This is a genomic window from Streptomyces sp. CA-251247 (genome assembly GCF_050952975.1).
Taxonomy (GTDB): domain Bacteria; phylum Actinomycetota; class Actinomycetes; order Streptomycetales; family Streptomycetaceae; genus Streptomyces; species Streptomyces achmelvichensis.
In genome coordinates this window covers 7,765,041-7,785,139 of the sequence record NZ_CP191861.1, presented here as the reverse complement: position 1 = coordinate 7,785,139, position 20,099 = coordinate 7,765,041, and the positions used below count along the sequence as shown (strand labels likewise).

The window sequence follows — 20,099 nt, the reverse complement described above, 5'->3', positions numbered from 1 at the left end:
CGCGACCCGACGTAGTGGTGTGATGGCTCGTCGTGTCCGGTGCCGGAACGCCCCGAAACCTAACGGTTCTCGTCGTCCGGCTGTACCGCCGGTTCAGGGGGGTTGCGTGCGCTGGGGAGGCATGCGGTGAGAGTGGGGTCGGGCCTCCAACGGGCCCAGACATTCATGGTTCTGGCCACCGGTCTGTACCGGGCCAGCCACTTGGCGGTCGGCGTACTCGCCGTCGTGCAGCATCACCGGGCGAGCCCCGTGGCATGGGCGGCGCTGACGCTTGCCCTCACCGTGAGCGTGCTGGTCTTCGCCACGGCCCGGTCCCGTGGCTGGTTCGGCACCTGGCCCCCGTTGGTCGACGTCCTCGTCGTGGGTTGCGTCCTGCCGTTCGTGGTGTACGCGGGCGGCACGCACCGCACGGAGGACGTCGCCTGGGTGATGCTGCTCGGCGGTTCGGCCAGCGCGATGGCGGCGGTTGCCTTTGTGCGCCCGGCCGCGGTGGCCGGCGCGGTCGGGGCGCTGGCGGTGACCCACGCCGCCGGGTACTGGGCGACCGGCGCGGACATCGCCGTGATCGCCGCACACCTCAACGCGATCGCCTCGTCGGCCGTCCTGGCCCGGGTCTTCTGGTGGTACCTGCGCCGACAGGGCCACGCCCTGGACGCGGCGACCGCCCAGGCCGTCGCCGCCGAGGCCGGCCGGGCGCGTTATGCCGAGCGGATCGCACACCACCGCGCCCTGCACGACACCGTGTTGGCGACGCTGACCGCGATCGCCCGCGGTCACGCCGACGCCGACGCACCGCCCGTACGGGAACGCTGCGCCCGGGAAGCCGCCTACCTCCGCCGGCTGATCCAGCAGCACGCCGAGGAGGAGAGAGCACCGAGTACGGCGGCGGCGATGGAACGGGCCGTACGGTCGTCGGAGAACCTGGGACTGCGGGTGAGCGCCCAGTACGACAACCTGCCCGAGATACCGGCGCACGCGGCCGAGGCTCTCGCGGACGCGACGACCGAGGCGTTGAACAACGTGCAGCGTCACGCGGGGACGGGGCAGGCCTGTGTCACCGTCGTCGGCGAGGGCGGTGGCGAACGGGTGGTGGTGACGGTCGTCGACCAAGGTGTCGGCTTCGAGCCGGACACCGTGGCCAGAGGGCTCGGACTGCGCTCCTCGGTGCACCTGCGGATGTCCGAGGCGGGCGGCGCAGCGGTCGTCGACAGCGCACCCGGCGAGGGCACCCGCATCGAACTGCGATGGCCCGCGTGATCACCGTCGCTGTGGTGGACGACGACCGGATGCTCCTCGACGGACTGCGGGTCTGGCTCGACGGAGTCGCGAACGTACGTCTGGCAGCGGCGGAGTGCACGGTCGACGGCCTCTTCGCCGGAACGCGGGCGGAGACGTTGCCCTACGACGTGGTGCTCCTGGACCTGGTGCTCGGCGACAACTCACAGCCTCCGGAGAACATCCGGCGGCTGCGGGCGGCGGACAGCCGTGTGCTGGTCATCAGCACCGTGGCGGACCGCCGGCGGATCATCGCCGCGATCGCCGCGGGCGCCGACGGCTATCTGACCAAGAACCACGATCTGCCGACGCTCGTCAAAGCGATCGAGCAGGTGGCGCGAGGCGAGACGGCGCACTCGGCGGAACTGGCCTTCGCCTGGGCGCACGACACCGGTCCCGACCGGCCCGGACTGTCGCCCAAGGAGCGCGAAGTGCTCCTCGGATACGCCTCGGGCCTCACGCTCAAGGCCACGGCCCGCCGCGCCGGTGTCAGCCCGCACACCGCCAAGTACTACCTGGACCGCGTGAAGGAAAAGTACCAGCAGGCCGGACGCCCCACCTACACCAAGATCGACCTCGCCGCGCGGGTGCGGGAGGACGGCTGGGCAGCGGAGGGATAGCGCTCCACTGGTCCGTCGGTGGCCGTGCACGCGCGCGGCACGGAGGAGTCCTGGACCGGCCCGGGCGCTCTGCTCGGCTGAACATGGACGAGCCGGCCCCGGGTACTCGGCGCCACATCACCCCCGAGCTGTGGAGATGTCATGACAGGAAGTACGGGCGACCGGCGTACCGAGCGATTCTGCAAGGCATGCGGCACACCCGCCGGGAACGGCACGCTGTGCGAGCACTGCGGGGCGACTCTCGACCTGCCCGACCCGGCCGGACTGGTCGAAGACGAAGGAGCCGCGGTACGACGCACCGTTGAGGGGCGGGACGACGGCCCGAAGCAGTAGCCCACCGACGGACGGGCATCCTTCATCGCGACAGCGGCGTGCCGGCGAGACGACCAGCGGCACGGGGCGAGGCCCCGGCTCTTGACCTCTGCCGGGGCCTCGCGACGTACCGGCTCTCCGGCCGGCGCGCACTCAGTGCTTGAAGGTGTCCTTCGACTTCTCCTTGGCCTCACGGGCCTTGCCGCGGGCCTCCAGCGCGCCGCCCTTGGCCGCGGTGGTCTCGTTGCCCAACGCGTGGGCCGCCTTCCGCACAGCCTTACCGACGCCCTGCTCAGCCTTGGCCTTGGCCTTTTCTCCGGCACTCATGTCGGTCCTTTCGTAGAGCCACTCAACGACCCGCCTGCCCCTCGCCCCGGACTTGAATCGGATTCGCTTCCCCGAACCTGCGGGACGCTCGTGGCGTTGTGCGCTTGCGGGCATGCGCTGAGTCACTCCGGTGGCCTCAGGCTGTTTCCAGAAGGGCTCTGAGAATTCGTGCGCCTCGGATGTCGAGAACGTCCGGCCGGTTCCGTCCCAGGGACACGAGCGGCCACCGACACGCGCTCGACAACCACGACGAAGGAACGATCACCATGCAGCCGACCGAGATCACCGAGATCCTGAACCGACCGATCAGCCAGGAGCTGCTGGCCCGCGACCTGACCCGCCTGGCCTACGTCGCCCAGGACGGCACACCGCGCAGTATCCCGATCGCGTTCACCTGGAACGGCTCGGAGGTCGTCCTGTGCACATCGAAGAACGCCCCGAAACTGCCCGCACTGCGCGAGAACCCGGCGGTTGCCCTGACCATCGACACCGAGGTCCACCCGCCGAAGATCCTTCTCATCCGCGGGCAGGCCGAGCTGGACGTCGTCGACGGCATCCCGGACGAGTATCTCCAGATGAACGGCAGCTACGAGATGACACCCGAGCAGCGCATCGAGTGGGAGGCCGAGGTCCGCTCGCTCTACGACGGCATGGTCCGGATCGTCGTCACCCCGACCTGGGCGAAGCTCATCGACTTCGAAACCACCTTGCCCACCGCGGTCGAAGAGCTGATCCGGCAGCGGGCCGAACGCCAGCGCGTTTGAGATCAATGCGGCCGGATTGGGCGCTACCGCGGACCGCACCACGTTTCTGAGGCTCCCGCCGGACCGGCCTCTTCGCACCGGCCGTGTCCGTGCCGGCGTCCGGGCTGCCGCCGACGTTCCCGTCCCGTCGCAGGATGAGGCCGTCCCCGTACCGCCGAAGAGGGGCCGTTCGGAGGACCGTCGGGAGTGGCGGGTGGGCCAGGGGTGGAGCCTGCTCCTACGTTCGGGCGCATGACGAACACACCCACAGACCGTGCGCAGGCACCCACCCGACGCGGCGCGCTCGCCGGGCTCGCCGCCGGGGCGGGGGCAGTCGTGCTGTCGGCGGCGTCGACCGCCTCGGCGAACTCGTCACCCGCGTCCGTCACGGGGCGTGGCGCCCACGCTTCCGCCCCGCCCCCGGGTCCTGACGCGTCACCGACGCCCGGTGCCATGCAGTTGTTCACGGACCCAGGGCTGAACTTCAACGCGCTGCTCGCGCTCGGCGGCGCCGGATTCGGTTCGTCCGAGGTCGGCGAGGTGCTCACCGCCGTCAACGCCATCAATGCCGCCGGGGCGAACGAGCAGACCTACACGGCCGAGTTCCGCCGCTGGGGCGAGCGGTTGACGGCTACCGCCTCGCGGCACCGGCAGACACGTCGTGCCCGCTCGCTGCGCGGCGCCCAGTACTTCGGCCAGGCGCTCTTCTTCGTACTCGGCTCGGACACCCCCGGTGACGAGAAGAAGCTCTACCTCGCGGGACGCCGGGCGTGGGACACCTTCGCCCGGCTGTGCACGCCCGCGGCGATCACCGACCACGTCCCGTACCGGGGCGGGGTCTCGATCCCCGTCTGGTTCTTCCGCCCCGACGACTCCGACAAGCCTCGGCCGACCGTCATCCTCACCAACGGCAGCGACGGTCCGAACGTCGACATGTGGACCTACGGGGTCTCCGCCGCGCTCGCCCGCGGCTGGAACGCCCTCGTCTACGACGGCCCGGGCCAGGGCCAGTTGCTCTTCATCGACCAGCAAGTCTTCAGCCCGCGCTGGGAGCAGGTGGTTTCGCCGCTCGTGGACTGGCTGGAGCGTCGCAAGGACGTCGACGCCCGCCGGATCGCGCTGACCGGCCTCTCCATGGGCGGCAACCTCGCGCCCCGCGCCGCGGCGTTCGAGCACCGGATCGCCGCACTGGCCGCATTGCCGGGCTGTCTCTCGCCGTGGCTGGGCTTCCCGGAGGAACTCCGGGCCATCGTGACTCCCGACAAGGAGGAGACCAACCGCATCTGGAACGAGGAGGTCGCTCCCCAACTGACGCCGTCCGAGCAGTTCGTGATCAAGAAGCGGATCGAGCCCTTCTCGATCCCCGCAATGCTCGCGGCCCGGCAGGGGCAGCTCTTCACCGACTTCTGGACCCCGGCGCAGCGGATCATGGCGCTCGACATCACCGGGGTCGTACGCCGTATCGAGTGCCCCACCCTGGTTCTCGACTACGAGGACGAGACCTTCTACCCGGGTCAGCCGCGCGCGTTCTTCGAGCTGCTGCGCTCCCGCAAGGAGTTCCGGCTGATGCGGGCGGCGACCGGCGCCCAGTTGCACTGCTCGCCGATGGCTCCCCAGCAGCACTGTGAGGTCGTCTTCGACTGGCTGGAGGACACCTTGGGCAGGAGTGACCGCCGGGAGTCGGTGGCCGCCGGGAGCTGACGTCAGGTCAGCCCATCGGCACCCCCGAAGGGGCTGGTTCCTCGGCAGCTTGCCGAGGAACCAGCCCCTTCCGCCGGGCGCTAGACCCCTAGCTTTTTCATTGAGGTCAGGTGCGCGAAGACGACGACGTTGGCCGAGTAGCCGCTCTTTGCATTGAAACGTCCACCGCACGTCATGAGTCTGAGTTCCGGACGAGCTGTGGACCCGTACACCTTGTCGTCCGGGAACTTGTCCTTCGTGTACGTCTTCACCTCGTCGACGGTGAAGACCGCGACGCGTCGGTCGGCCCGGTTGACCTTCACCTTGGCACCTTTGCGCAGCACGTTGAGGTTGAGGAAGATCGCCGGTCCCGTGCGGGTGTCGCGGTGCCCGACGAGCAGGGCAGTACCCGCGTCACCGGGCGAGGGACCGTTGCGGTACCAGCCCACCTGCATCGGCTTGTTCAGCGGCGGGGTGCCGAGCCGGCCCTTCTTGTCGAGGCCGAGACCGGTGATCGGGGCCTCGATGAAGATGGTGGGAATGGTGACTTTCACCGGCCGTGAGCCCACCAGAGGTTCCTGCGAGGGCTGTTGTGACGGTGGGGCACCGCCGCCCGCGGCATCATCGACGCGGACGGCGGTGACCGAGGAATCGTCAGACGAGTCCGAACACACCCATACGATGCCGGTCAGCAGCGCACAGGTCACGGACAGCGTCATCGTGAGACGGCATGCGCGACTCGGTCCCCGCCGTCGCGGCCGTCGGCTGTGGGCCCTATGCCTCGTTGCGGGCACGACGCCGTGCGGATCGGCGAACCATGACCAGCGCCGCGACTCCGGCCGCGCCGACGGTCAACGCGGCGGGCGTGGCGATGCTCGACTCGTTCTCGGTGCCGAGGTTCTCCATGTCCGGGACGCCACCGCCACCGGCAGGCACCGCTCCGGAGGGCTTGCGGTACTCCCCGCCCTTCTCACCGCTGTCCCCGTTCTCCCGGTTCTCCCCGCTCTCGCGGTTCGCACCGTTCGCGCCCGGGCCGATCTCCCCGGGGCGGTTGCCGTCGGCGCGCTGTGCGCAGTCGACCTTGAAGGTCCTCTGCTTCGGGCCCGACGGGACGGTCCACACCAGCTGGTACGTCCCCTCCGGGAGGAGGTATCTGTCGCTGCGCGCCGCGCCGTTCACGAGCGGCAGCGTGCTGGCCAGGGTGTCGCCCGGGGGAGTCGTCGGGGGCTGCGCGGTGATCGTCCACGGGACTGAGGGGTACGACTCGAAGTTGGTGCCGACGAGGTTGAACGCACAGACCTCGACTCCGTCTTCACCACGCGAATGCCAACCGGCAGAGGAGACACTGAGGTCACCACTGTCTCCGGGCGCAGCGTAGGCGGCGGGTGCGCCGATCAGAGTGACTCCAGCGGTGGCGACTGCGGCGGCCACCGTGGTGCCCGCACGAACGCCGCCGAGGCGGAGGGAAGCGGAAAGCTGCATGCTGAACTCCTTCGAGCCGGGATGATTGTCATACAGATCAGCCGTCGCCCATGAGATGCCATGAACCTTCGGAAGAAGGTGTCAAAACACCACAAAGCTCTTGCAATTACCCGACTGGCCGATAGCGGCACCGCAGTGGACGGGCGCCCGACCCGAGTGGGGCCGGCGCTGCCGCACCACATCAGGGACGTCGGCACCTCCGGCCGGTCGGGGCGTGTCCGGTCGCGCCGACACGGCGGCGACCAGGTCGGCTACCGCCAGGCGCAGGGCATGAACCACCACAGACGCCCCTGCCGAGAAGGCCGCGGGCCGAGGCGCGGCCGGTCCAGGCCCTGATGAGGTTTCGCCGGACACGCGGCGGTCGCCACGACCCGGCCCAGCAGGGGCCCGCAGCTCTCCGCGCCCATAGGACCCCTCGCCCATCCCGTGATACTAATACCGGTATAAGTATTGGGCAGCACGAACGGCAGGGAGCCACACCCATGGTGGAGATCAAGACCGACACGGCCCTGGAGGCGATGCGGGAAGCCGGGCGCGTCGTCGCGCACGCACTTGAGGCCGCCCGCGCGGCAGCAGCCGTAGGAGTTCGCCTGCGGGAACTCGACGAAGCCGCCCGCACCGTGCTCACCAAGGCCGGAGCGCATTCTCCGTTCCTGGGCTACCAGCCCTCCTTCGCCCCCGTCCCCTTCCCCGCCGTACTCTGCACGTCCGTCAACGACGCCGTCTCCCACGGCATCCCCGACGACTACCGCCTGCACGACGGCGACCTGGTCAGCCTCGACTGCGGAGCCGAACTCGACGGCTGGACCGGCGACGCCGCGATCAGCTTCACCGTGGGCACCCCTCGACCCGCCGACCGCGAACTCATCGCCGCCACCCAGCAGGCCCTGGACGCCGGCATCGCGGCCGCCACAGTCGGCCGGCGAATCGGGGACATCTCCCATGCCATCAGTACGGTCGCCCGCAAGGCCGACTGCGGCATGCCGTCCGACTTCGGCGGCCACGGCATCGGCCGCCAGATGCACGAAGACCCCCACGTCCCCAACCACGGACGACCCGGCCGCGGCTTCCCCCTGCGCCACGGCCTCACCCTCGCCATCGAACCCATGTTCATGGCCGGAGGACGCAATGAGTACTACACCGACCGCGACGGATGGACGCTGCGCACGATCGACGGCAGCCGAGCCGCCCACTTCGAACATTCCATCGCCATCACCGAGGACGGCCCTCGCATCCTCACCCTGCCCTGACCTCGGGTCTGTCCCTGTCCGGGGTCGGACGTCGCGGCCACGCCCGAGTACCGAACACCGAACACGGGGCGAACGGCGCCGCTTCGGCCAGCCGCTCGGGCCGGTTCAGCTGCGTACCCGTCAGGTCGGCGCGAGACCATCAACGGCAGTCAGCAGGCCTCGCCCGGCCCCTTCGCCATAGCCCTCAGCATGTCCCGCACGAGCTCGAAGTCGATCTTCTCCGGCTTGCGGAAACGCAGGCAGCCCTTGCCCATGTCATGGCCCGCCAGCCGGTCGGCAAAGGCCTCGCGGACATCGACTCGCAGCACATAGACAGAGATGTACTGCTTCTGGCTCGCAAAGGCGATCTCCGCTGTGCCGTCCCGCTCATAGGCAGGCATGCCGTATGCCATCACCTCAGTGAATCCCTGGAGCTCTCCACGACACAGCTCACGCAGCCGGGTCAAAGCTTCTGTGCGTTCCTCGGGAACCTCGGCGAGGTAGCCGTCCACGTCTTCAGCCTGGCTCTGCACCATGATCCGACCTTACTGGGCACGAGAGTGTGATCAACAGCCCGTACCGTCTCCCACGGCCCCCGGGTCTCTCAGCCGATCGGCAGTGCCTCGCGGCGTTGCAGCCACTCGGGCGGGACCTTGTCCACGCCCGTACGCGCCCCCACGATCCCGCCCGTGATCGCACAGGTCGTATCCACGTCGCCGAGGCCTTCGGCCGTGGACCACAGCGCCGCCGCCAGATCTTCCTGGTGGCGCGCGGCTGTCCAGACGGCGAAGGCGACCGTGTCGTCGGCGCGGATGCGCTGCCCGTTGCCGAGAAGGTCCGCCGCCTTCCACGGCGCGGTGGTGAAGGGGAGTCGGGCGGCTCGGAGGAGACCGTCACGGACCAGACCGGGCGGCGTGCGGTCGGCGACGGACCGGATGGTCAGTTCACCGCGGGTCGACAAGGCCGCGGCCGTGGCCACCGCCACCGCGCCGGCTACCCCTTCGGGATGCGCATGGGTCACCCGGGCCGACAACTCTGCCTGACGCGCGACCAGTTCGAGGTCGGTGGCGAACCAGGCGCCGAGCGGGGCAACGCGCATGGCGGCGCCGTTGCCGAGACTGCCGCCGTCGAAGAGTTCGGGCGCGTGCCGGCGCCAACTCGCCGGGTCATCCAGCAGTCTCGGCAGGAGGAGGTGCATGCCGTGGCCGTAGCCGCGGCCTTGATCCGCGTCGAAGGTGAGCGCGAAGCAGGCCGCAAGCCGGTCCTGGTCGACCTCGCCGAACCGGTCCAGCACTTGATGGACCGCGAGAGCCATCGCGGTGTCATCGGTCCAGTGCCAGTCGGGTTCATCGGGCGGGCGCCGGGCGCGGATCTCATCGACAGCCTGCTCCCGGTCACGGAAGAGAGGGAACCAGCGCTCCCCGAACGCGTCCCCGAGAGCGAGTCCTTCGAGGCTGCGGCGGGCGGCTTCGCGATCGGCTCGCGCAGGAGTGGCAGTCATGGTCACCATGCTGCCGGGCGGGCCGTGTCACGTACATCCGTTTTCGCGGGGAGGGGCTTTGACTTGCCCGGACGAACACCCTGCGCCCTCCTCTCATCGATCCGCACGGCGGTGTGAGCACTCCATCCGTCCGGCAGGGTCGAGGCGTCGAGGGACGCGCCCACGGGCCTGCGAGGTCGTGAACCGGGTGCGGCCGGCAACAGCCGCCGATGGGCCCGTCCCCATCGTCCGTTCGTCGTTCCACACAGGGACTTTCGGGGGACTCTGCGGCCGCGCCGGCACGGCGAGGATGGCGACGTCCCGGCAGACAGCGAACAGGAGCGAACTCGTGGACTTCTCGGACCTCCAGGCGCGGCAGCGTTTCCTCGTCCGGCAGCAACTGACCCTGTTGGGCAACCGGTACGTGGTCAAGGTGGCCGAACCGGACGGCTCGGAAGGTGAGGTCGTGGCCTTCGCCGAGCAGAAGAGGCTGGCGTTCAGGGAACGGGTCACGTTCTACACGGATGACTCCAGGCGGCAGGTCCTGTTCGCCTTCAAGGCACGTCAGGTCCTCGACGTGGGAGCCACCTACGACGTGACGGACGCGTCGGAGAACGTGATCGGCCTGTTCCGCAAGAACTTCGCCGCTTCCCTGCTGCGCTCGACCTGGCATCTGCAGCAGCCGGGCGCGGTCGAATCGGCCGGGAAGGAACGGAACATGTTCGTCGCCGTCCTGCGGCGGGTCTGGAACGTGATCCCTTTCACCGACTGGCTGCCCTTCGCCTGGCCGTACCATTTCGACTTCACGGCGGGCAACCGCGAAATCATGTCGGTGAACAAGAAGTTCGGGCTCCGGGACAGGTACGTGCTGGACATACTGTCTCCCGACGTCGACCGCAGACTCGCCATGGCCCAGGCTGTCGGCCTGGACGCCCTTCAGTCCCGCTGAGCCGCCAGACCTTGGTTCGTGCGGCACTGCCACGCCCTGTGCCCGGTGCCCCGCGGCCGTCACCGCCTGTCCGCCGCGCCGGCCCCCGAGCGTATTCCGTTGCTCCGGTGGCGCCGCGTCGTGCATACTCCGCTGGCCCCCCACGCATGGCTCCTCTCCGTCATACCGACTCGGTACCGGTGGAATGCGCCGCTCCAAGATCCATTCCAACGAACGGGACCGTGCGTGACTTCCGCCGACGTGTGTGTGGCCCTTGCCCTCGCAGGCACTGCTCTCAGCTTCGGGATGTTCCCTCTGCGCCCGCAGAGCCGTCTGCTCGCCGGGTCCGACCCCGCCCTCCTGCGAGCGATCGTGCTGGCCGGCGTCGGCATCTGGCGGCCCGCCGCGCGACTGATGGCGCAGACCGGGCAGGACTGGGAGCGCCGGGCTGTGTGCGCCGGCAGCCTGGGGCGTGCGGGAGGCCGGTGGTGGCCGGTGTGGATACGTGCATGGGAGCGGGCGCGGCCGGGTGACCCGGACGCGGCGCTGGTGCGGGCCCAGGCGCAGGTGCACCACGCGTGGCGGCTGCGTGGCGCGCGCTTCGCGAACGAAACTGCGGCGTCGCGGTTCCGGCGGTTCCACAGAGCCTTGTTCACGGCCCGCGAGAACCTCGACAACGCGGCACTGCTCAACCCGGACGACCCGACTCCGCACGCCATCGCGATCTGGCCGGCGCTCGGGCTCGGCTACACCGACGACATGATGCACGCGCTCTGGGACGACATCGTCAAGCGCGCACCGCACCATTTCGCAGCCCACTCCAGCGCACTCCAGTACTGGAGCAGCAAGTGGCGCGGATCGCACGAGAAGGCACGGGTGTTCGCGGAGCGAGCCGCGGCGGACGCCCCCGCGGGCACGTTGCTGGCCGCGCTGCCCCTGTTCGCCTGGTACGAGACGTACGTGGCCCGCGAGGAGCAGCACACCATCGTTTCCCCGCAGGTCCGGGCCATGGTCGACGCCGCGGTGGCCGACATGGAAGCAGCCGCCGGGCACCCCGCTCTGCCCCAGGTTCAGCACCTGGTCGCCTACTGCCTCACCAAGCAGGGACGCCACGGCGAGTCCCTGCGGCACTTCCGTGCCGTGGACGGCTGGGTCGAGGCGCTGCCCTGGCGCTACGAGAACCACCGGCGTCTCGTGTACCGCGGAGTCCGTACCGCTGCCGCCCGCGGGGCAGCGCTCGAAGCCGTTCGCCGTTGGCTGCGGCGCGGCTGACACCCGGCCCGCAGCTGGACGCAGCCCCGGGCTCCTCGGTCCTCCTACCGGCTGCCGTACGGCAGCAGTGCCATCTCGCGGGCGTTCTTGAGGGCGGCGTCGAGCTTTCGCTGCTGCTGTGCCGTGACCCGGGTGACGCGCCGGCCGCGGATCTTACGGGTTGCCTGACGGACCGCCCCCGGACCACACAGCCCGATCCGGTGACGACGACCGAGCCGGTCGGCAGAGGTAGGGTCGACGCTCTGTCCGACGGGAGGGCGGCGGCACATGCGCGTGACGATGGCGAGTGGTGCGGCGCGGGACGGCCGGGCGAACGAGGACTTCACCGGCGCCGTACCGACCGCCGCAGTACTGATCGACGGCGCCGGCATCCCCGGCAGCGAATCCATCTGCCGACACGGCGTGGCCTGGTACGCCGGCTGCCTCGGCGGCGGCCTGCTCGGCCTCCTGTCACTCAAGCGAGACCGTAGCCTTGCGGCCCTCCTCGCCGAGGCCATCGAGCAGGTGACGGACCATCACCGGGACTCCTGTGACGTCACCGACCCCATCAGCCCGTCGGCGGCCGTCGCCGTCCTGCGCCTGTCCGGCGGCATCGTCGAGCACCTCGTTCTCGGTGACGCGCTCCTCGTGCTCGACCGAGCACAGGGTGAGCCGCTCGTCGTGTCCGATCCCCGGGAGGTGCTCATCAGCCAGGAGTTCGAGCCCGCACTCGAGGCCGCCGCGGACAGCAACGAGTACCAGCGACTCCTGCGGGACCTTCGAGCCCATCGGAATCGGCCGGGCGGCTTCTGGGTGGCCAAGGACGACCCGCGCGCCGCCGACGAGGCGATCACCGGAAGCTGTCCGACCTCCGAGCTGACCGGGGCCGCCCTGCTCAGCAATGGGGCCGGCCGCATCGTGGACCGGTTCCGGCTCGCCGACTGGCCGGAGGTTCTGGCCCAGTTGGAGTCGTGCGGACCCGCCGACATCATCCGTCGTGTCCGGCAGCAGGAGGCGCGCCACTCGGTGGCCGCGGACGATGCGACGATCGCCTACTGCACGGAGCTCGGCGGGTCCGGTCGCCGGCCCGAAGACACCTGAGGCAGTCCCCGGGCCGCCGCAGCACCCCTCCCCCGCCCTGTCTGCCGGTCAGCGGCCGGTGCCGGGCGCGGTCAGTACCCACATGCGATGGTCCCGGCCGATGTCCGGGCAGCGGCGCACCGTCAGGCCCGCACGCCGTACACGTGCCGTGAGGTGGTCCTCGTCCCGTACGCCCGAGCCGAACGCGCACGTGAGCCGCGCGCGGTGGCCGAGTTCACCGAGCGCGAGAACCGGATGCGCGCTGGAATGGGCGGCCGGCCGATGTGCCCATGTCACCACCACCGACCGGGTGTTCTGACAAGCTCCAACCAGGTGCGCTGGACAGGACCGTGTCGTCCACTGCCTGTCCACCGCACCTGAGCCGACCTTCCCGCGCGGCACCCGCGCCAGCACCTCTCCGGAGCCATCGTGTACAGGTCACGAGAATGGATCCTCGACCGGATCCGCCAGGACCGCCGGAACAACCCCCAGTTACCCGTCCACGTACTCGCCGCGCGGAACCGGGTGTCGCAGGCCACCGTGGCCGCCGCCCTGTCGTTGCCCGAGCCGGCGCGCGTGAAGGAACGCCCCCGCAGCGTGCTGGATCCGGTGAAGGCACCGATCGACCTGATGCTGCTGGAAGAGCAGACCCGTCGTCCGGAACACCGGTACACCATCAAGGTGATTCTCGAACGGCTGAAGACGGAGCACGGATTCACCTGCGCCTCCTACTCCACCGTGCGCGACCATGTCCGCGCACGACGGATCCAACTCGCGCAGGGCAGAGCGCTCCAGACGAAGAACTGAGCTTCGTCGCGCCGGCAGCTCACCGCTGCCCGTTGTCAGTGGTGGTTCCTATCGTGGTGATCGTCGAGAAAATCGCACGTCACCACCACGGGGGATCCATGTCCACGAACGACTTCGTCGTGCCCGCGCACGCACTTCCTGCGTCCATCACGCACGAGGCGACCCGCCGCCGCCTCACCGGGACCGGACTGCCCGCGGAAGACAGGCTGATCCGCTTCGCACCGCTGGCCGAGTCCCGGGTGGTGTCCGTTCCCGCGCTGCTCGCCGAGGGGGCGGACACTGCCGAGCTCGATCCGTACATCGCGGACCTGCTGCTGATCGGACATCTTCGGAGCGAGGAGTACGACGCTCAGGAGGTCGTCCTCGACGGCGCCACCGGCCGGGTCTTCAGCATGGACCTCTTCGAGGACTCGCCCGGTCTGATCGACGTGATCCCTCTCGCCCCGTCCCTCGACGCCCTGGCACGGTTCCTCGAGCATGTGGACGACTTCCGGTCGATGCGGGGGAGGTTCGCCGCGCCGGCCGGCCGGACCGGACCCGAGGCGGTGGCAGAGGCATCACGTCTGCTGATGTCGGTCTTCACCGACGAGGACTGGGGCCAGGAAGGTTGGGGCACTGTGCACCCGCCGTCGGAATGGGACCATCCCCTTCCCGCCTTCTGGCGGATCGCTGCTGTCATCCGACCGCTGGCTCGGATCGCCGGACCGGGCCAGGGCCTTCGACTGGACCTGCCCTCGGGGTTGTTGGACGACGAGTTCGGCCCGGACGAGATGGTGCGCATCGAAGAGTCGGCCCTGCCGGCGGCGCTCGTCCACGAGCCCACCCGACGCTTCCTCACCGAGGTCGGCCTCCCCCGCGACGGGATCATGTTCGGCATGGACGGCGATGACACGCGCCTGCCGACTCTGCCGGAGGACCGTGCTTCCTCGCAGCGCAACCCTGCCCACCGGCATCTGTGGAACGGCACCGCCGAACTCCCGCCCGACGCGGAGCACATGGTCGTGCTCGGTGGGCTGATGCACGACTTCATCGTCCTGATCGACGGGCGCACGGGCGCGGTGCACTACGCGGAGTACGACGCCGACCGCGTGGTCCCGGTCAACGCCGACATATCGACGCTGGCGTTCACCGTGTGGATGCACAGCCGGGAGGGACACCTCGACGAGGAGCACCGCTTCACCCACGACTTCTACCACCAGCTCGCCGAGACGATGACCGAGGTCCTCTCGTCGGTGGACCCGATCGCCTGCCTGCCCGCGACAGACGAGGACGACTACCGCTACTGGCCGGAGGTGTTCCACGACGAGGCGGGAGGCGTGCTCTGAGCCCGGCGGCGCGCGCCTCGCTTCCGGTCGGCGGCATCACCGCCACCCGAGCTGTTGAAGGCCTCGTGTCCGACGCGATGGTTCAGGCGCTCGACCGCCCCGACCGGCTGCGGAAAATCACTTGCCCCTTCCGCACAGTCCTGGAACAGTGACCTGCGCTCTGCGACCTCGCAGACACACTCACGGTGAGGAACGAAGCCCATGGTTGCGGCGTCCACCAGCGGCCGCCGTCGGCGCTGAAGGTCTGCTCTTCAGCAGTCGCAGCCTGCCACGCCCACTCCGCGGCGGCCCCACGACGCGGTGCCCACGCACCGCCGCTCTCCCGTGCCCCTCGTACGCATCCGCGTACGCCGGGGCTTCACTTGAGACTCGTGAGGTCAACACCCACCATGGACAACCAGGTCCAGAGCTTTGCCGTAGCCAACCTCCGCCGTCGCCCCGTGGTCGTCGAGACCGGAGGTTTCGTTGCGGGTTTCAACCCCGACACCGACAGTCCCTACCTCAACTACGCGACCCCGCTGCCCGGAATCGAGCCGACCGGGCGTGACGTCGCGGCGCTGATCGGAGCCTTCCGGGAGCGCGGCCTGCTGCCCCGGCTGGAGTTCGCACCGCAGGCCGCGCCCCGCGTGGCCCCGGCCCTGCGGGCGGCGGGCTTCGACACCGAGGCGGTGCACGAGTACCTCCTCTGCAAACCGCGCACACTGACGATCCCGCCCTCCGCCGACTCTCCGCTTGTGGAGACCCCGACCACCGACGAGGAGTACAGCGAGCTCGATGCCGCGCTCGCCGAGGCCTTCGGAAACGTTTTCGCCCCCTCCTCGCAGGGTGCGGAACGACTGCGGCGTACTCAGCAGACCGGCGGTGCAGTCCGTTTCGTCCGCACACCGCAGGAGGGCTGCCTCGGCGGAGCATCCTGTTCCCCGCCGGCCGAGGACACGGCCGAGTTGGCCGGCGTCGGCACCCGGCCCGGATACCGCGGCCGTGGCATCGCCTCGGCCGTGACCGCCGCGCTGGCCGGGGTGATGTTCGCCCAGGGAGCCGGATCGGTCTGGCTGGAGTACTCCGGCGACGGCTCCCGCCGCGTCTACGAGCGCGTCGGCTTCCGGCCGCAAGGCACCCGCCTCTACCTCTCGCTGCCCGCGGAACAGCAGCCGTAGCGGCAGACGCACGCGTGAGGGCGGCCCTCGCCGCCCTCACGCTCCGTCAGCTGGTGGATCCGCTCCAGCCGGGAGGGCACGGCCCGCACGCTCCGCGGCATTCGGGTGGCCAACCCCCGCCGCGCATGTCCTTACCACTCTGTGACGTCAGATGGTCAGCGGTGTTGATGGGGCGTCTGCTCTGCCAGTGTGAGCCGCGGTCGGGAGCCCGTCACGACACAGGTCAGGGCGCCCTGGGGACGGCCGAGAACGCGCGGCGCTGCCTGCACCGCCCGAGAGGTGAGGACCACCATGCATCAGCGACACAAAGTGAAACGCAGCCGACGCAACGCCCTGTTGGCGGTTGCCGGACTGCTGCTGGGCGGCGGAGGACTGGTGGCGGTCAACGCCATCGCCAACGCCGGGACAGCCACCAGGCAGTCGGAAGCCGTCGCCTGCCCGTCCGTTGCCGAACGGCTGCCCCAGATACCCGGCCGGGCACGCGGCGAAGTGGACCGCGAACTCGCCCTGTTGAAGCAGCAGACGGAGCGCGCCAACGCGAAGATGTCCGGGACCCAGGGCGGCGACGGCGAGAGGATCCGTATCGTCCTCCAGCCCCTGGGAACGGAACGCGCGGCTGCCCTGGAGCGTATCGAGATCGCCATCGAGCGGGCGGGCGCCGAACGTCCCCAAGGGCTCCAGAGCCTGGCCCTCTGCACAGCCGGCGGTCAGGACGCGAACCGCGTCACGGCTGACGGAGGGTACACGGGCGGCAATGAGCAGGCGGGCCCGAACGCCGACGGCGATGCGCAGCCGGGCGACAACGGCCCCTCGGCCGAGGACTTCGTCGACATCGCGAGCGTCGCGCCCAACGTCCAGCGGATCGGCAAGGGCCGCAACGCCTCGACAGGAAGCTTCGTGTCGAGGTGCGGGGTGAACAAGAAGGGGCAGTTCAACTCGGACAACGTCATCGTGGCACCGGGCGTCGGCAACGGCGCTCACCACACGCATGACTACGTGGGCGCGCTCGGGGTCGACGCCTTCACGACGAACGAGTCCCTGGCTGCCGCCCGGACCACCTGCACCAACGGAGACCGGTCGACGTACTACTGGCCCGTCCTGCGGGACCGCGACGGCATCGAGCAGTCCGACGCCGACCGGCCCGGCGGTGGAGCCGAGGGCAACGTCGGAGAGATCCTGACACCGGCATCCGTCAGCCTCCAGTTCGTCGGAAGCCCCCGCACCAAAGTCACGGCCATGCCTCGGTTCCTGCGCATCATCACCGGAGACGCCAAGGCCAACGCCAACGGCGGAGCCAATGCCAATGCCCGCTGGAGCTGCACCGGATTCGAATCCCGGGTCGAGCTGAGGGACAAGTACCCGATCTGCCCGCAGGGCAGCAAGGTCGTACGGATCTCGAAGTTCCAGAGCTGCTGGGACGGTGCGAACACCGACAGCGCCAATCACCGGTCCCATGTCGCCTTCGCCGACGCCCGGGGCAACTGCCCCCAGGGCTTCCGCGCGATCCCCCAGCTCGTGCAGCGCGTCACCTACAACGGACTCGCCGGCAGCACCCGCTTCGCGGTCGACAGCTTCCCCGAGTCGTTCCACAAGCCGGTCACCGACCACGGCGACTTCATCAACGCCATGTCCGATCCGTTGATGAGGAAGGCCGTGGCCTGCATCAACACCGGCCGCCGCTGCGGCTGATCAGTCCGCCGGACATCCCGCGCGCCACGACCGCCGGCGGTCGTGGCGCGCGCTCCGCTCCGCCCGCACTGCACAGGCCGTTCTTCGGATCGAGTTGGCGCCGGCCGCCATCTCGCTGCGCTCACTTCCGGCTCCCGCCATGAGCCGACGGCTGGACGCCGGCGCGTACATGCGCTCGTACGCCTTGCAGGCCGAACAGGATGAGAAGCTCGACCACCCCGCCGTCCGCGCTGCCCAGCCAGTGCGGCATGGACGTGTCGAACTCGGCCGCCTCACCGGACGGCAACGTCAGGTCGCGCTCGCCGACCACCAGCCGCAGGCGGCCGTTGAGCACGTACAGCCACTCGAAGCCTTCGTGCGTCTGCAGGGTCGGTTCGAGGGGTTCCGACCGCGCAGGGATGATCATCTTGAACGCGTGCACTCCGCCCGGCCGCCGGGACAGCGGCACGAAGATCATCCCGAACCGTTCGATCGGCTTCAGATGGATCCGCGGATCGCCTGTGCGCGGCGCACCGACGAGGTCGTCCAACGGAACGTCGTAGGTACGGGCCAACGGCAGCAGCAACTCGAGAGTCGCCCGCCGCTGCCCGCTCTCCAGCCGGGACAGCGTGCTCTCCGACACCCCGGTCGTCGCAGCGAGGTCGGCGAGGGTGATGCCGCGGTCGCGACGCAGCGCACGCAGCCGCGGTCCCACGGCATCGAGTACGTCTTCCATTCCAGGGTCCACAAGACCATCTTGCCGGAACCGCAAGATTCCGTGCCGGATCACGGGGCACCGGCCAAGACTGAGGGCATCCGACACAAGGAGCCTCGATGAGTACCACCGATGCGGTCACGTTCTGGGAAGACGTCTACGCGGGCCGGCCGGCAGCCGCCGACCCGCGGCCGAACGCCCGTCTCACCGAGACGGTCACGGGCCTGCCGGCCGGCGACGCGCTGGACCTCGGATGCGGCGACGGGGGCGACGCACTGTGGCTCGCCCGCCAGGGGTGGCACGTCACCGCCGTCGACATCGCGGCCGTGGCGGTCGAGCGCCTCGCGGGTCTTGCCCGCTCACGCGGTCTGGGTGATCGGGTCGTCGTCGAGCGGCACGATCTCCAGGACTCGTTCCCCCAGGGTGCGTACGACCTGATCTGCGCGCACTACCTGCAAACCTCCTTCGCCCTGGACAGGGCGATCGTCCTGCGCACAGCCGCGCAGGCGCTGCGCCTGGGCGGGCACCTGCTGATCGTCGATCACGGCTCGACCGCGCCATGGTCGTGGAACCAGGATCCCGGCATCCGGTACCCGACCCCACAGGAGGTCGCCGCGGGTATGGACCTGGACCCGGCGACGTGGACGATCGAGCGAGCCGACACACCCCGTCGGATCGCCACCGGGCCGGGTGGGCAAACCGCCGAGGTCACCGACCACGTCCTGCTCATCCGCCGCATTGGCTGACCGCCGCACTCCCCCACCCGTACAAAGGTGACCGTCATGCCCACCGTCTCCCGCCGCAGCCGACGCGGCGACAGCCCTCCGCCTCGAACCGGCAGCAGCGAGTTCGAAACCCTGCGCGCCTTCCTCGACTACCTGCGGACCTCGATCGCCGCGAAGGTCGAGGGTGCGCCGGAGCCACAGGTCCGGACAGCCGGTGTGCCGTCGGGCACGAACCTGCTCGGCCTGCTCCATCACCTCACGTTCGTCGAACGCGCGACGTTTCTCGGGGACAGAGTCACCGACTGGCCGGGGACGTTCCAGGCCGAGCCCGCGGACAGCGTGGCCGATGTCGTCGCCCGCTACCGGGCGACGGTCGAGCGGGCGAACGACGTCCTCGACGGGTGCACCGACCTCGGCGCACCGGTCCCCCGCCCACGGCCGAACGGCCCCGCCCCCAGCGTCCGCTGGGCACTCACCCACATGATCGAGGAGACGGGTCGCCACGCCGGCCACGCGGACATCCTGCGTGAACTGATCGACGGAGCGACGGGCCGCTGACTCTGCCGCTTCGGGGCTCCTCGCGACCCGCCCGGGCACGGCGACCGCCGTGCCCGCGGTCGACCCCAGGGGCCGACGAGAGCGCCGGAATCCAGCGCATCGTCTTCCCCGCTTCGCGGGAGACCGGCGGGCCATGGCCGGCAGCTCTGGCATCTAATGCGTGAGGAGATACCGGGTCAGGCGGGAGCGAGCGGCTTGCGGGCTGATGCCGAGCGCGGTGGCGATCGTGTCGAAGGACAGCTCATCGGCCTGGACCGCGTGGGCGGCCTCCAGACCGACCGCGGCGGTAATGCGTTCCAGCGCGGCCGCTGCCCTCAGTGCGGCCACCGGTGCCTGTTCGGCGAGGGTGGTCAGCTGTTCGTCCAGCCGCTCGATCGCCTCGGCCACCTCGGCGGGCAGCGGTACCGTACGGCGGTCGACGGTGGCGATGTGCCCGCTCCAGTCACGGTACGGACCTGATGTATCCACGTCGTTCAGGCCGCCGTCCGGCAACTCGTCCCAGGCGATGGGGTAGTCGGGGCCGCGCCAGCCGCACGCGCATGCCGCTCGGACGGCTGCCGCCCTCGGCCGGTTCAGCTCCCCGTTGTAGGCCCACCACTCGCTGGTCTCGTGCACGGAACCGCTGCCACTGCCGAAGTCCAGGTAGACGGGCTTGGGTTCATGGCCGTCCGCGAGGACCGCCCCGGTAATGCCCTCGTGGGAATCCCCGAACTCCTCAGTGATCCACCCCATCACAC

The 20,099-nt window shown here is 70.0% G+C and carries 23 protein-coding genes and 1 pseudogene; 15 read left to right on the top strand and 9 right to left on the bottom strand.

Features of this window, described 5'->3' with window-relative positions:
* The first annotated feature begins 165 nt into the window (after nucleotides 1–165).
* The 3 genes from ACQPWZ_RS34760 to ACQPWZ_RS34750 all read left to right on the top strand — a co-directional run bounded on the left by ACQPWZ_RS34760 (nucleotide 166) and on the right by ACQPWZ_RS34750 (nucleotide 2,228).
* Entirely contained in the window at nucleotides 166–1,257 is a 1,092-nt protein-coding gene (locus ACQPWZ_RS34760; protein ID WP_433573468.1) for a sensor histidine kinase, read from the top strand.
* Nucleotides 1,245–1,895: a response regulator gene (locus ACQPWZ_RS34755; protein ID WP_433573467.1), complete on the top strand. Its 651-nt coding sequence runs from the start codon at nucleotides 1,245–1,247 to the stop codon at nucleotides 1,893–1,895. The genes ACQPWZ_RS34760 and ACQPWZ_RS34755 overlap by 13 nt, the downstream gene beginning before the upstream one ends.
* Nucleotides 1,896–2,036: 141 nt before the next feature.
* Nucleotides 2,037–2,228 (top strand): hypothetical protein, encoded by a 192-nt coding sequence (locus ACQPWZ_RS34750; RefSeq protein ID WP_340477389.1) that lies wholly within the window; start codon nucleotides 2,037–2,039, stop codon nucleotides 2,226–2,228.
* 132 nt (nucleotides 2,229–2,360) lie between these two features.
* Here the strand turns inward: ACQPWZ_RS34750 and ACQPWZ_RS34745 are convergent, their stop codons facing one another.
* The gene (locus ACQPWZ_RS34745) at nucleotides 2,361–2,534 is read right to left on the bottom strand and encodes a hypothetical protein (protein WP_356703106.1); all 174 of its coding nucleotides are present in this window, start codon (nucleotides 2,532–2,534) and stop codon (nucleotides 2,361–2,363) included.
* A 266-nt stretch (nucleotides 2,535–2,800) separates the two neighbouring features.
* Between ACQPWZ_RS34745 and ACQPWZ_RS34740 the strand changes: the two genes are divergently transcribed.
* Both ACQPWZ_RS34740 and ACQPWZ_RS34735 read left to right on the top strand, forming a co-directional pair.
* Nucleotides 2,801–3,298: a pyridoxamine 5'-phosphate oxidase family protein gene (locus ACQPWZ_RS34740; protein WP_433573466.1), complete on the top strand. Its 498-nt coding sequence runs from the start codon at nucleotides 2,801–2,803 to the stop codon at nucleotides 3,296–3,298.
* Nucleotides 3,299–3,529: 231 nt separating this feature from the next.
* The gene (locus tag ACQPWZ_RS34735; protein WP_433573465.1) at nucleotides 3,530–4,978 is read left to right on the top strand and encodes an alpha/beta hydrolase family protein; all 1,449 of its coding nucleotides are present in this window, start codon (nucleotides 3,530–3,532) and stop codon (nucleotides 4,976–4,978) included.
* 80 nt (nucleotides 4,979–5,058) lie between these two features.
* On the opposite strand, the gene ACQPWZ_RS34730 is transcribed toward ACQPWZ_RS34735, so the two are convergent.
* Nucleotides 5,059–5,676, bottom strand: a complete 618-nt coding sequence (locus ACQPWZ_RS34730; RefSeq protein ID WP_356703100.1) for a class F sortase — start codon at nucleotides 5,674–5,676, stop codon at nucleotides 5,059–5,061.
* Between the two features lie 55 nt (nucleotides 5,677–5,731).
* Nucleotides 5,732–6,439, bottom strand: coding sequence for a hypothetical protein (locus ACQPWZ_RS34725; protein WP_340477384.1), 708 nt, complete (start codon nucleotides 6,437–6,439; stop codon nucleotides 5,732–5,734).
* A gap of 482 nt (nucleotides 6,440–6,921) precedes the next feature.
* Between ACQPWZ_RS34725 and map the strand changes: the two genes are divergently transcribed.
* Nucleotides 6,922–7,689: a type I methionyl aminopeptidase gene (gene map / locus ACQPWZ_RS34720; protein ID WP_433573464.1), complete on the top strand. Its 768-nt coding sequence runs from the start codon at nucleotides 6,922–6,924 to the stop codon at nucleotides 7,687–7,689.
* 149 nt (nucleotides 7,690–7,838) lie between these two features.
* Here map and ACQPWZ_RS34715 read toward each other — a convergent pair whose 3' ends face one another.
* Both ACQPWZ_RS34715 and ACQPWZ_RS34710 read right to left on the bottom strand, forming a co-directional pair.
* On the bottom strand, nucleotides 7,839–8,204 hold the full coding sequence (locus ACQPWZ_RS34715; protein WP_433573463.1) for an iron chaperone: 366 nt from the start codon (nucleotides 8,202–8,204) through the stop codon (nucleotides 7,839–7,841).
* Nucleotides 8,205–8,272: 68 nt separating this feature from the next.
* Entirely contained in the window at nucleotides 8,273–9,178 is a 906-nt protein-coding gene (locus ACQPWZ_RS34710) for an ADP-ribosylglycohydrolase family protein (RefSeq protein WP_433573462.1), read from the bottom strand.
* 319 nt (nucleotides 9,179–9,497) lie between these two features.
* Here ACQPWZ_RS34710 and ACQPWZ_RS34705 point away from each other — a divergent pair, with 319 nt between their 5' ends.
* Both ACQPWZ_RS34705 and ACQPWZ_RS34700 read left to right on the top strand, forming a co-directional pair.
* The gene (locus tag ACQPWZ_RS34705; RefSeq protein WP_433573461.1) at nucleotides 9,498–10,097 is read left to right on the top strand and encodes a hypothetical protein; all 600 of its coding nucleotides are present in this window, start codon (nucleotides 9,498–9,500) and stop codon (nucleotides 10,095–10,097) included.
* A gap of 225 nt (nucleotides 10,098–10,322) precedes the next feature.
* The gene (locus ACQPWZ_RS34700) at nucleotides 10,323–11,348 is read left to right on the top strand and encodes a hypothetical protein (protein WP_433573460.1); all 1,026 of its coding nucleotides are present in this window, start codon (nucleotides 10,323–10,325) and stop codon (nucleotides 11,346–11,348) included.
* Nucleotides 11,349–11,392: 44 nt separating this feature from the next.
* Here the strand turns inward: ACQPWZ_RS34700 and rpsR are convergent.
* A pseudogene (gene rpsR / locus ACQPWZ_RS34695) lies at nucleotides 11,393–11,503 on the bottom strand (30S ribosomal protein S18); the annotation flags it as partial.
* 112 nt (nucleotides 11,504–11,615) lie between these two features.
* On the opposite strand from rpsR, the gene ACQPWZ_RS34690 reads away from it, so the two are divergent.
* Nucleotides 11,616–12,428, top strand: a complete 813-nt coding sequence (locus ACQPWZ_RS34690) for an integrase (RefSeq protein ID WP_433573459.1) — start codon at nucleotides 11,616–11,618, stop codon at nucleotides 12,426–12,428.
* 48 nt (nucleotides 12,429–12,476) lie between these two features.
* Here the strand turns inward: ACQPWZ_RS34690 and ACQPWZ_RS34685 are convergent, their stop codons facing one another.
* Nucleotides 12,477–12,710, bottom strand: coding sequence for a hypothetical protein (locus tag ACQPWZ_RS34685; protein ID WP_433573458.1), 234 nt, complete (start codon nucleotides 12,708–12,710; stop codon nucleotides 12,477–12,479).
* A 126-nt stretch (nucleotides 12,711–12,836) separates the two neighbouring features.
* On the opposite strand from ACQPWZ_RS34685, the gene ACQPWZ_RS34680 reads away from it, so the two are divergent.
* The 4 genes from ACQPWZ_RS34680 (at nucleotide 12,837) to ACQPWZ_RS34665 (ending at nucleotide 17,385) form a co-directional block, all read left to right on the top strand.
* The gene (locus ACQPWZ_RS34680; protein ID WP_433573457.1) at nucleotides 12,837–13,214 is read left to right on the top strand and encodes a hypothetical protein; all 378 of its coding nucleotides are present in this window, start codon (nucleotides 12,837–12,839) and stop codon (nucleotides 13,212–13,214) included.
* A gap of 98 nt (nucleotides 13,215–13,312) precedes the next feature.
* Nucleotides 13,313–14,539: an SUKH-4 family immunity protein gene (locus ACQPWZ_RS34675; RefSeq protein WP_433573456.1), complete on the top strand. Its 1,227-nt coding sequence runs from the start codon at nucleotides 13,313–13,315 to the stop codon at nucleotides 14,537–14,539.
* Nucleotides 14,540–14,928: 389 nt separating this feature from the next.
* Nucleotides 14,929–15,696: a GNAT family N-acetyltransferase gene (locus ACQPWZ_RS34670; protein WP_433573455.1), complete on the top strand. Its 768-nt coding sequence runs from the start codon at nucleotides 14,929–14,931 to the stop codon at nucleotides 15,694–15,696.
* Between the two features lie 291 nt (nucleotides 15,697–15,987).
* Nucleotides 15,988–17,385, top strand: coding sequence for a DUF1996 domain-containing protein (locus ACQPWZ_RS34665; protein ID WP_433573454.1), 1,398 nt, complete (start codon nucleotides 15,988–15,990; stop codon nucleotides 17,383–17,385).
* Nucleotides 17,386–17,506: 121 nt separating this feature from the next.
* On the opposite strand, the gene ACQPWZ_RS34660 is transcribed toward ACQPWZ_RS34665, so the two are convergent.
* Complete coding sequence (locus tag ACQPWZ_RS34660; protein ID WP_433573453.1) at nucleotides 17,507–18,100, bottom strand: helix-turn-helix domain-containing protein; 594 nt, start codon at nucleotides 18,098–18,100, stop codon at nucleotides 17,507–17,509.
* Nucleotides 18,101–18,198: 98 nt separating this feature from the next.
* Here ACQPWZ_RS34660 and ACQPWZ_RS34655 point away from each other — a divergent pair, with 98 nt between their 5' ends.
* Nucleotides 18,199–18,825 carry a class I SAM-dependent methyltransferase gene (locus ACQPWZ_RS34655; RefSeq protein WP_433573452.1) on the top strand — a complete coding sequence of 209 codons (627 nt, stop codon included), beginning with the start codon at nucleotides 18,199–18,201 and terminating at the stop codon, nucleotides 18,823–18,825.
* Between the two features lie 36 nt (nucleotides 18,826–18,861).
* A complete protein-coding gene (locus tag ACQPWZ_RS34650) occupies nucleotides 18,862–19,362 on the top strand; it encodes a DinB family protein (RefSeq protein ID WP_405575164.1) in 501 nt (166 codons plus the stop codon).
* A 153-nt stretch (nucleotides 19,363–19,515) separates the two neighbouring features.
* On the opposite strand, the gene ACQPWZ_RS34645 is transcribed toward ACQPWZ_RS34650, so the two are convergent.
* On the bottom strand, nucleotides 19,516–20,094 hold the full coding sequence (locus ACQPWZ_RS34645) for a hypothetical protein (protein ID WP_405575162.1): 579 nt from the start codon (nucleotides 20,092–20,094) through the stop codon (nucleotides 19,516–19,518).
* Between the last annotated feature and the right edge of the window lie 5 nt (nucleotides 20,095–20,099).

What these genes read in the sequence shown, in the direction of transcription:
- ACQPWZ_RS34665 (WP_433573454.1), top strand. Translation starts at nt 15,988, where the DNA reads ATGCATCAGCGACACAAAGTGAAACGCAGCCGACGCAACGCCCTGTTG.
- ACQPWZ_RS34760 (WP_433573468.1), top strand. Translation starts at nt 166, where the DNA reads ATGGTTCTGGCCACCGGTCTGTACCGGGCCAGCCACTTGGCGGTCGGC.
- ACQPWZ_RS34645 (WP_405575162.1), bottom strand. Translation starts at nt 20,094, where the DNA reads ATGGGGTGGATCACTGAGGAGTTCGGGGATTCCCACGAGGGCATTACC.
- ACQPWZ_RS34740 (WP_433573466.1), top strand. Translation starts at nt 2,801, where the DNA reads ATGCAGCCGACCGAGATCACCGAGATCCTGAACCGACCGATCAGCCAG.
- ACQPWZ_RS34660 (WP_433573453.1), bottom strand. Translation starts at nt 18,100, where the DNA reads ATGGAAGACGTACTCGATGCCGTGGGACCGCGGCTGCGTGCGCTGCGT.
- ACQPWZ_RS34745 (WP_356703106.1), bottom strand. Translation starts at nt 2,534, where the DNA reads ATGAGTGCCGGAGAAAAGGCCAAGGCCAAGGCTGAGCAGGGCGTCGGT.
- ACQPWZ_RS34675 (WP_433573456.1), top strand. Translation starts at nt 13,313, where the DNA reads ATGTCCACGAACGACTTCGTCGTGCCCGCGCACGCACTTCCTGCGTCC.
- ACQPWZ_RS34715 (WP_433573463.1), bottom strand. Translation starts at nt 8,204, where the DNA reads ATGGTGCAGAGCCAGGCTGAAGACGTGGACGGCTACCTCGCCGAGGTT.
- ACQPWZ_RS34655 (WP_433573452.1), top strand. Translation starts at nt 18,199, where the DNA reads ATGAGTACCACCGATGCGGTCACGTTCTGGGAAGACGTCTACGCGGGC.
- ACQPWZ_RS34735 (WP_433573465.1), top strand. Translation starts at nt 3,530, where the DNA reads ATGACGAACACACCCACAGACCGTGCGCAGGCACCCACCCGACGCGGC.
- ACQPWZ_RS34730 (WP_356703100.1), bottom strand. Translation starts at nt 5,676, where the DNA reads ATGACGCTGTCCGTGACCTGTGCGCTGCTGACCGGCATCGTATGGGTG.
- ACQPWZ_RS34650 (WP_405575164.1), top strand. Translation starts at nt 18,862, where the DNA reads ATGCCCACCGTCTCCCGCCGCAGCCGACGCGGCGACAGCCCTCCGCCT.
- ACQPWZ_RS34670 (WP_433573455.1), top strand. Translation starts at nt 14,929, where the DNA reads ATGGACAACCAGGTCCAGAGCTTTGCCGTAGCCAACCTCCGCCGTCGC.
- map (WP_433573464.1), top strand. Translation starts at nt 6,922, where the DNA reads ATGGTGGAGATCAAGACCGACACGGCCCTGGAGGCGATGCGGGAAGCC.
- ACQPWZ_RS34755 (WP_433573467.1), top strand. Translation starts at nt 1,245, where the DNA reads ATGGCCCGCGTGATCACCGTCGCTGTGGTGGACGACGACCGGATGCTC.
- ACQPWZ_RS34750 (WP_340477389.1), top strand. Translation starts at nt 2,037, where the DNA reads ATGACAGGAAGTACGGGCGACCGGCGTACCGAGCGATTCTGCAAGGCA.
- ACQPWZ_RS34710 (WP_433573462.1), bottom strand. Translation starts at nt 9,178, where the DNA reads ATGGTGACCATGACTGCCACTCCTGCGCGAGCCGATCGCGAAGCCGCC.
- ACQPWZ_RS34690 (WP_433573459.1), top strand. Translation starts at nt 11,616, where the DNA reads ATGCGCGTGACGATGGCGAGTGGTGCGGCGCGGGACGGCCGGGCGAAC.
- ACQPWZ_RS34725 (WP_340477384.1), bottom strand. Translation starts at nt 6,439, where the DNA reads ATGCAGCTTTCCGCTTCCCTCCGCCTCGGCGGCGTTCGTGCGGGCACC.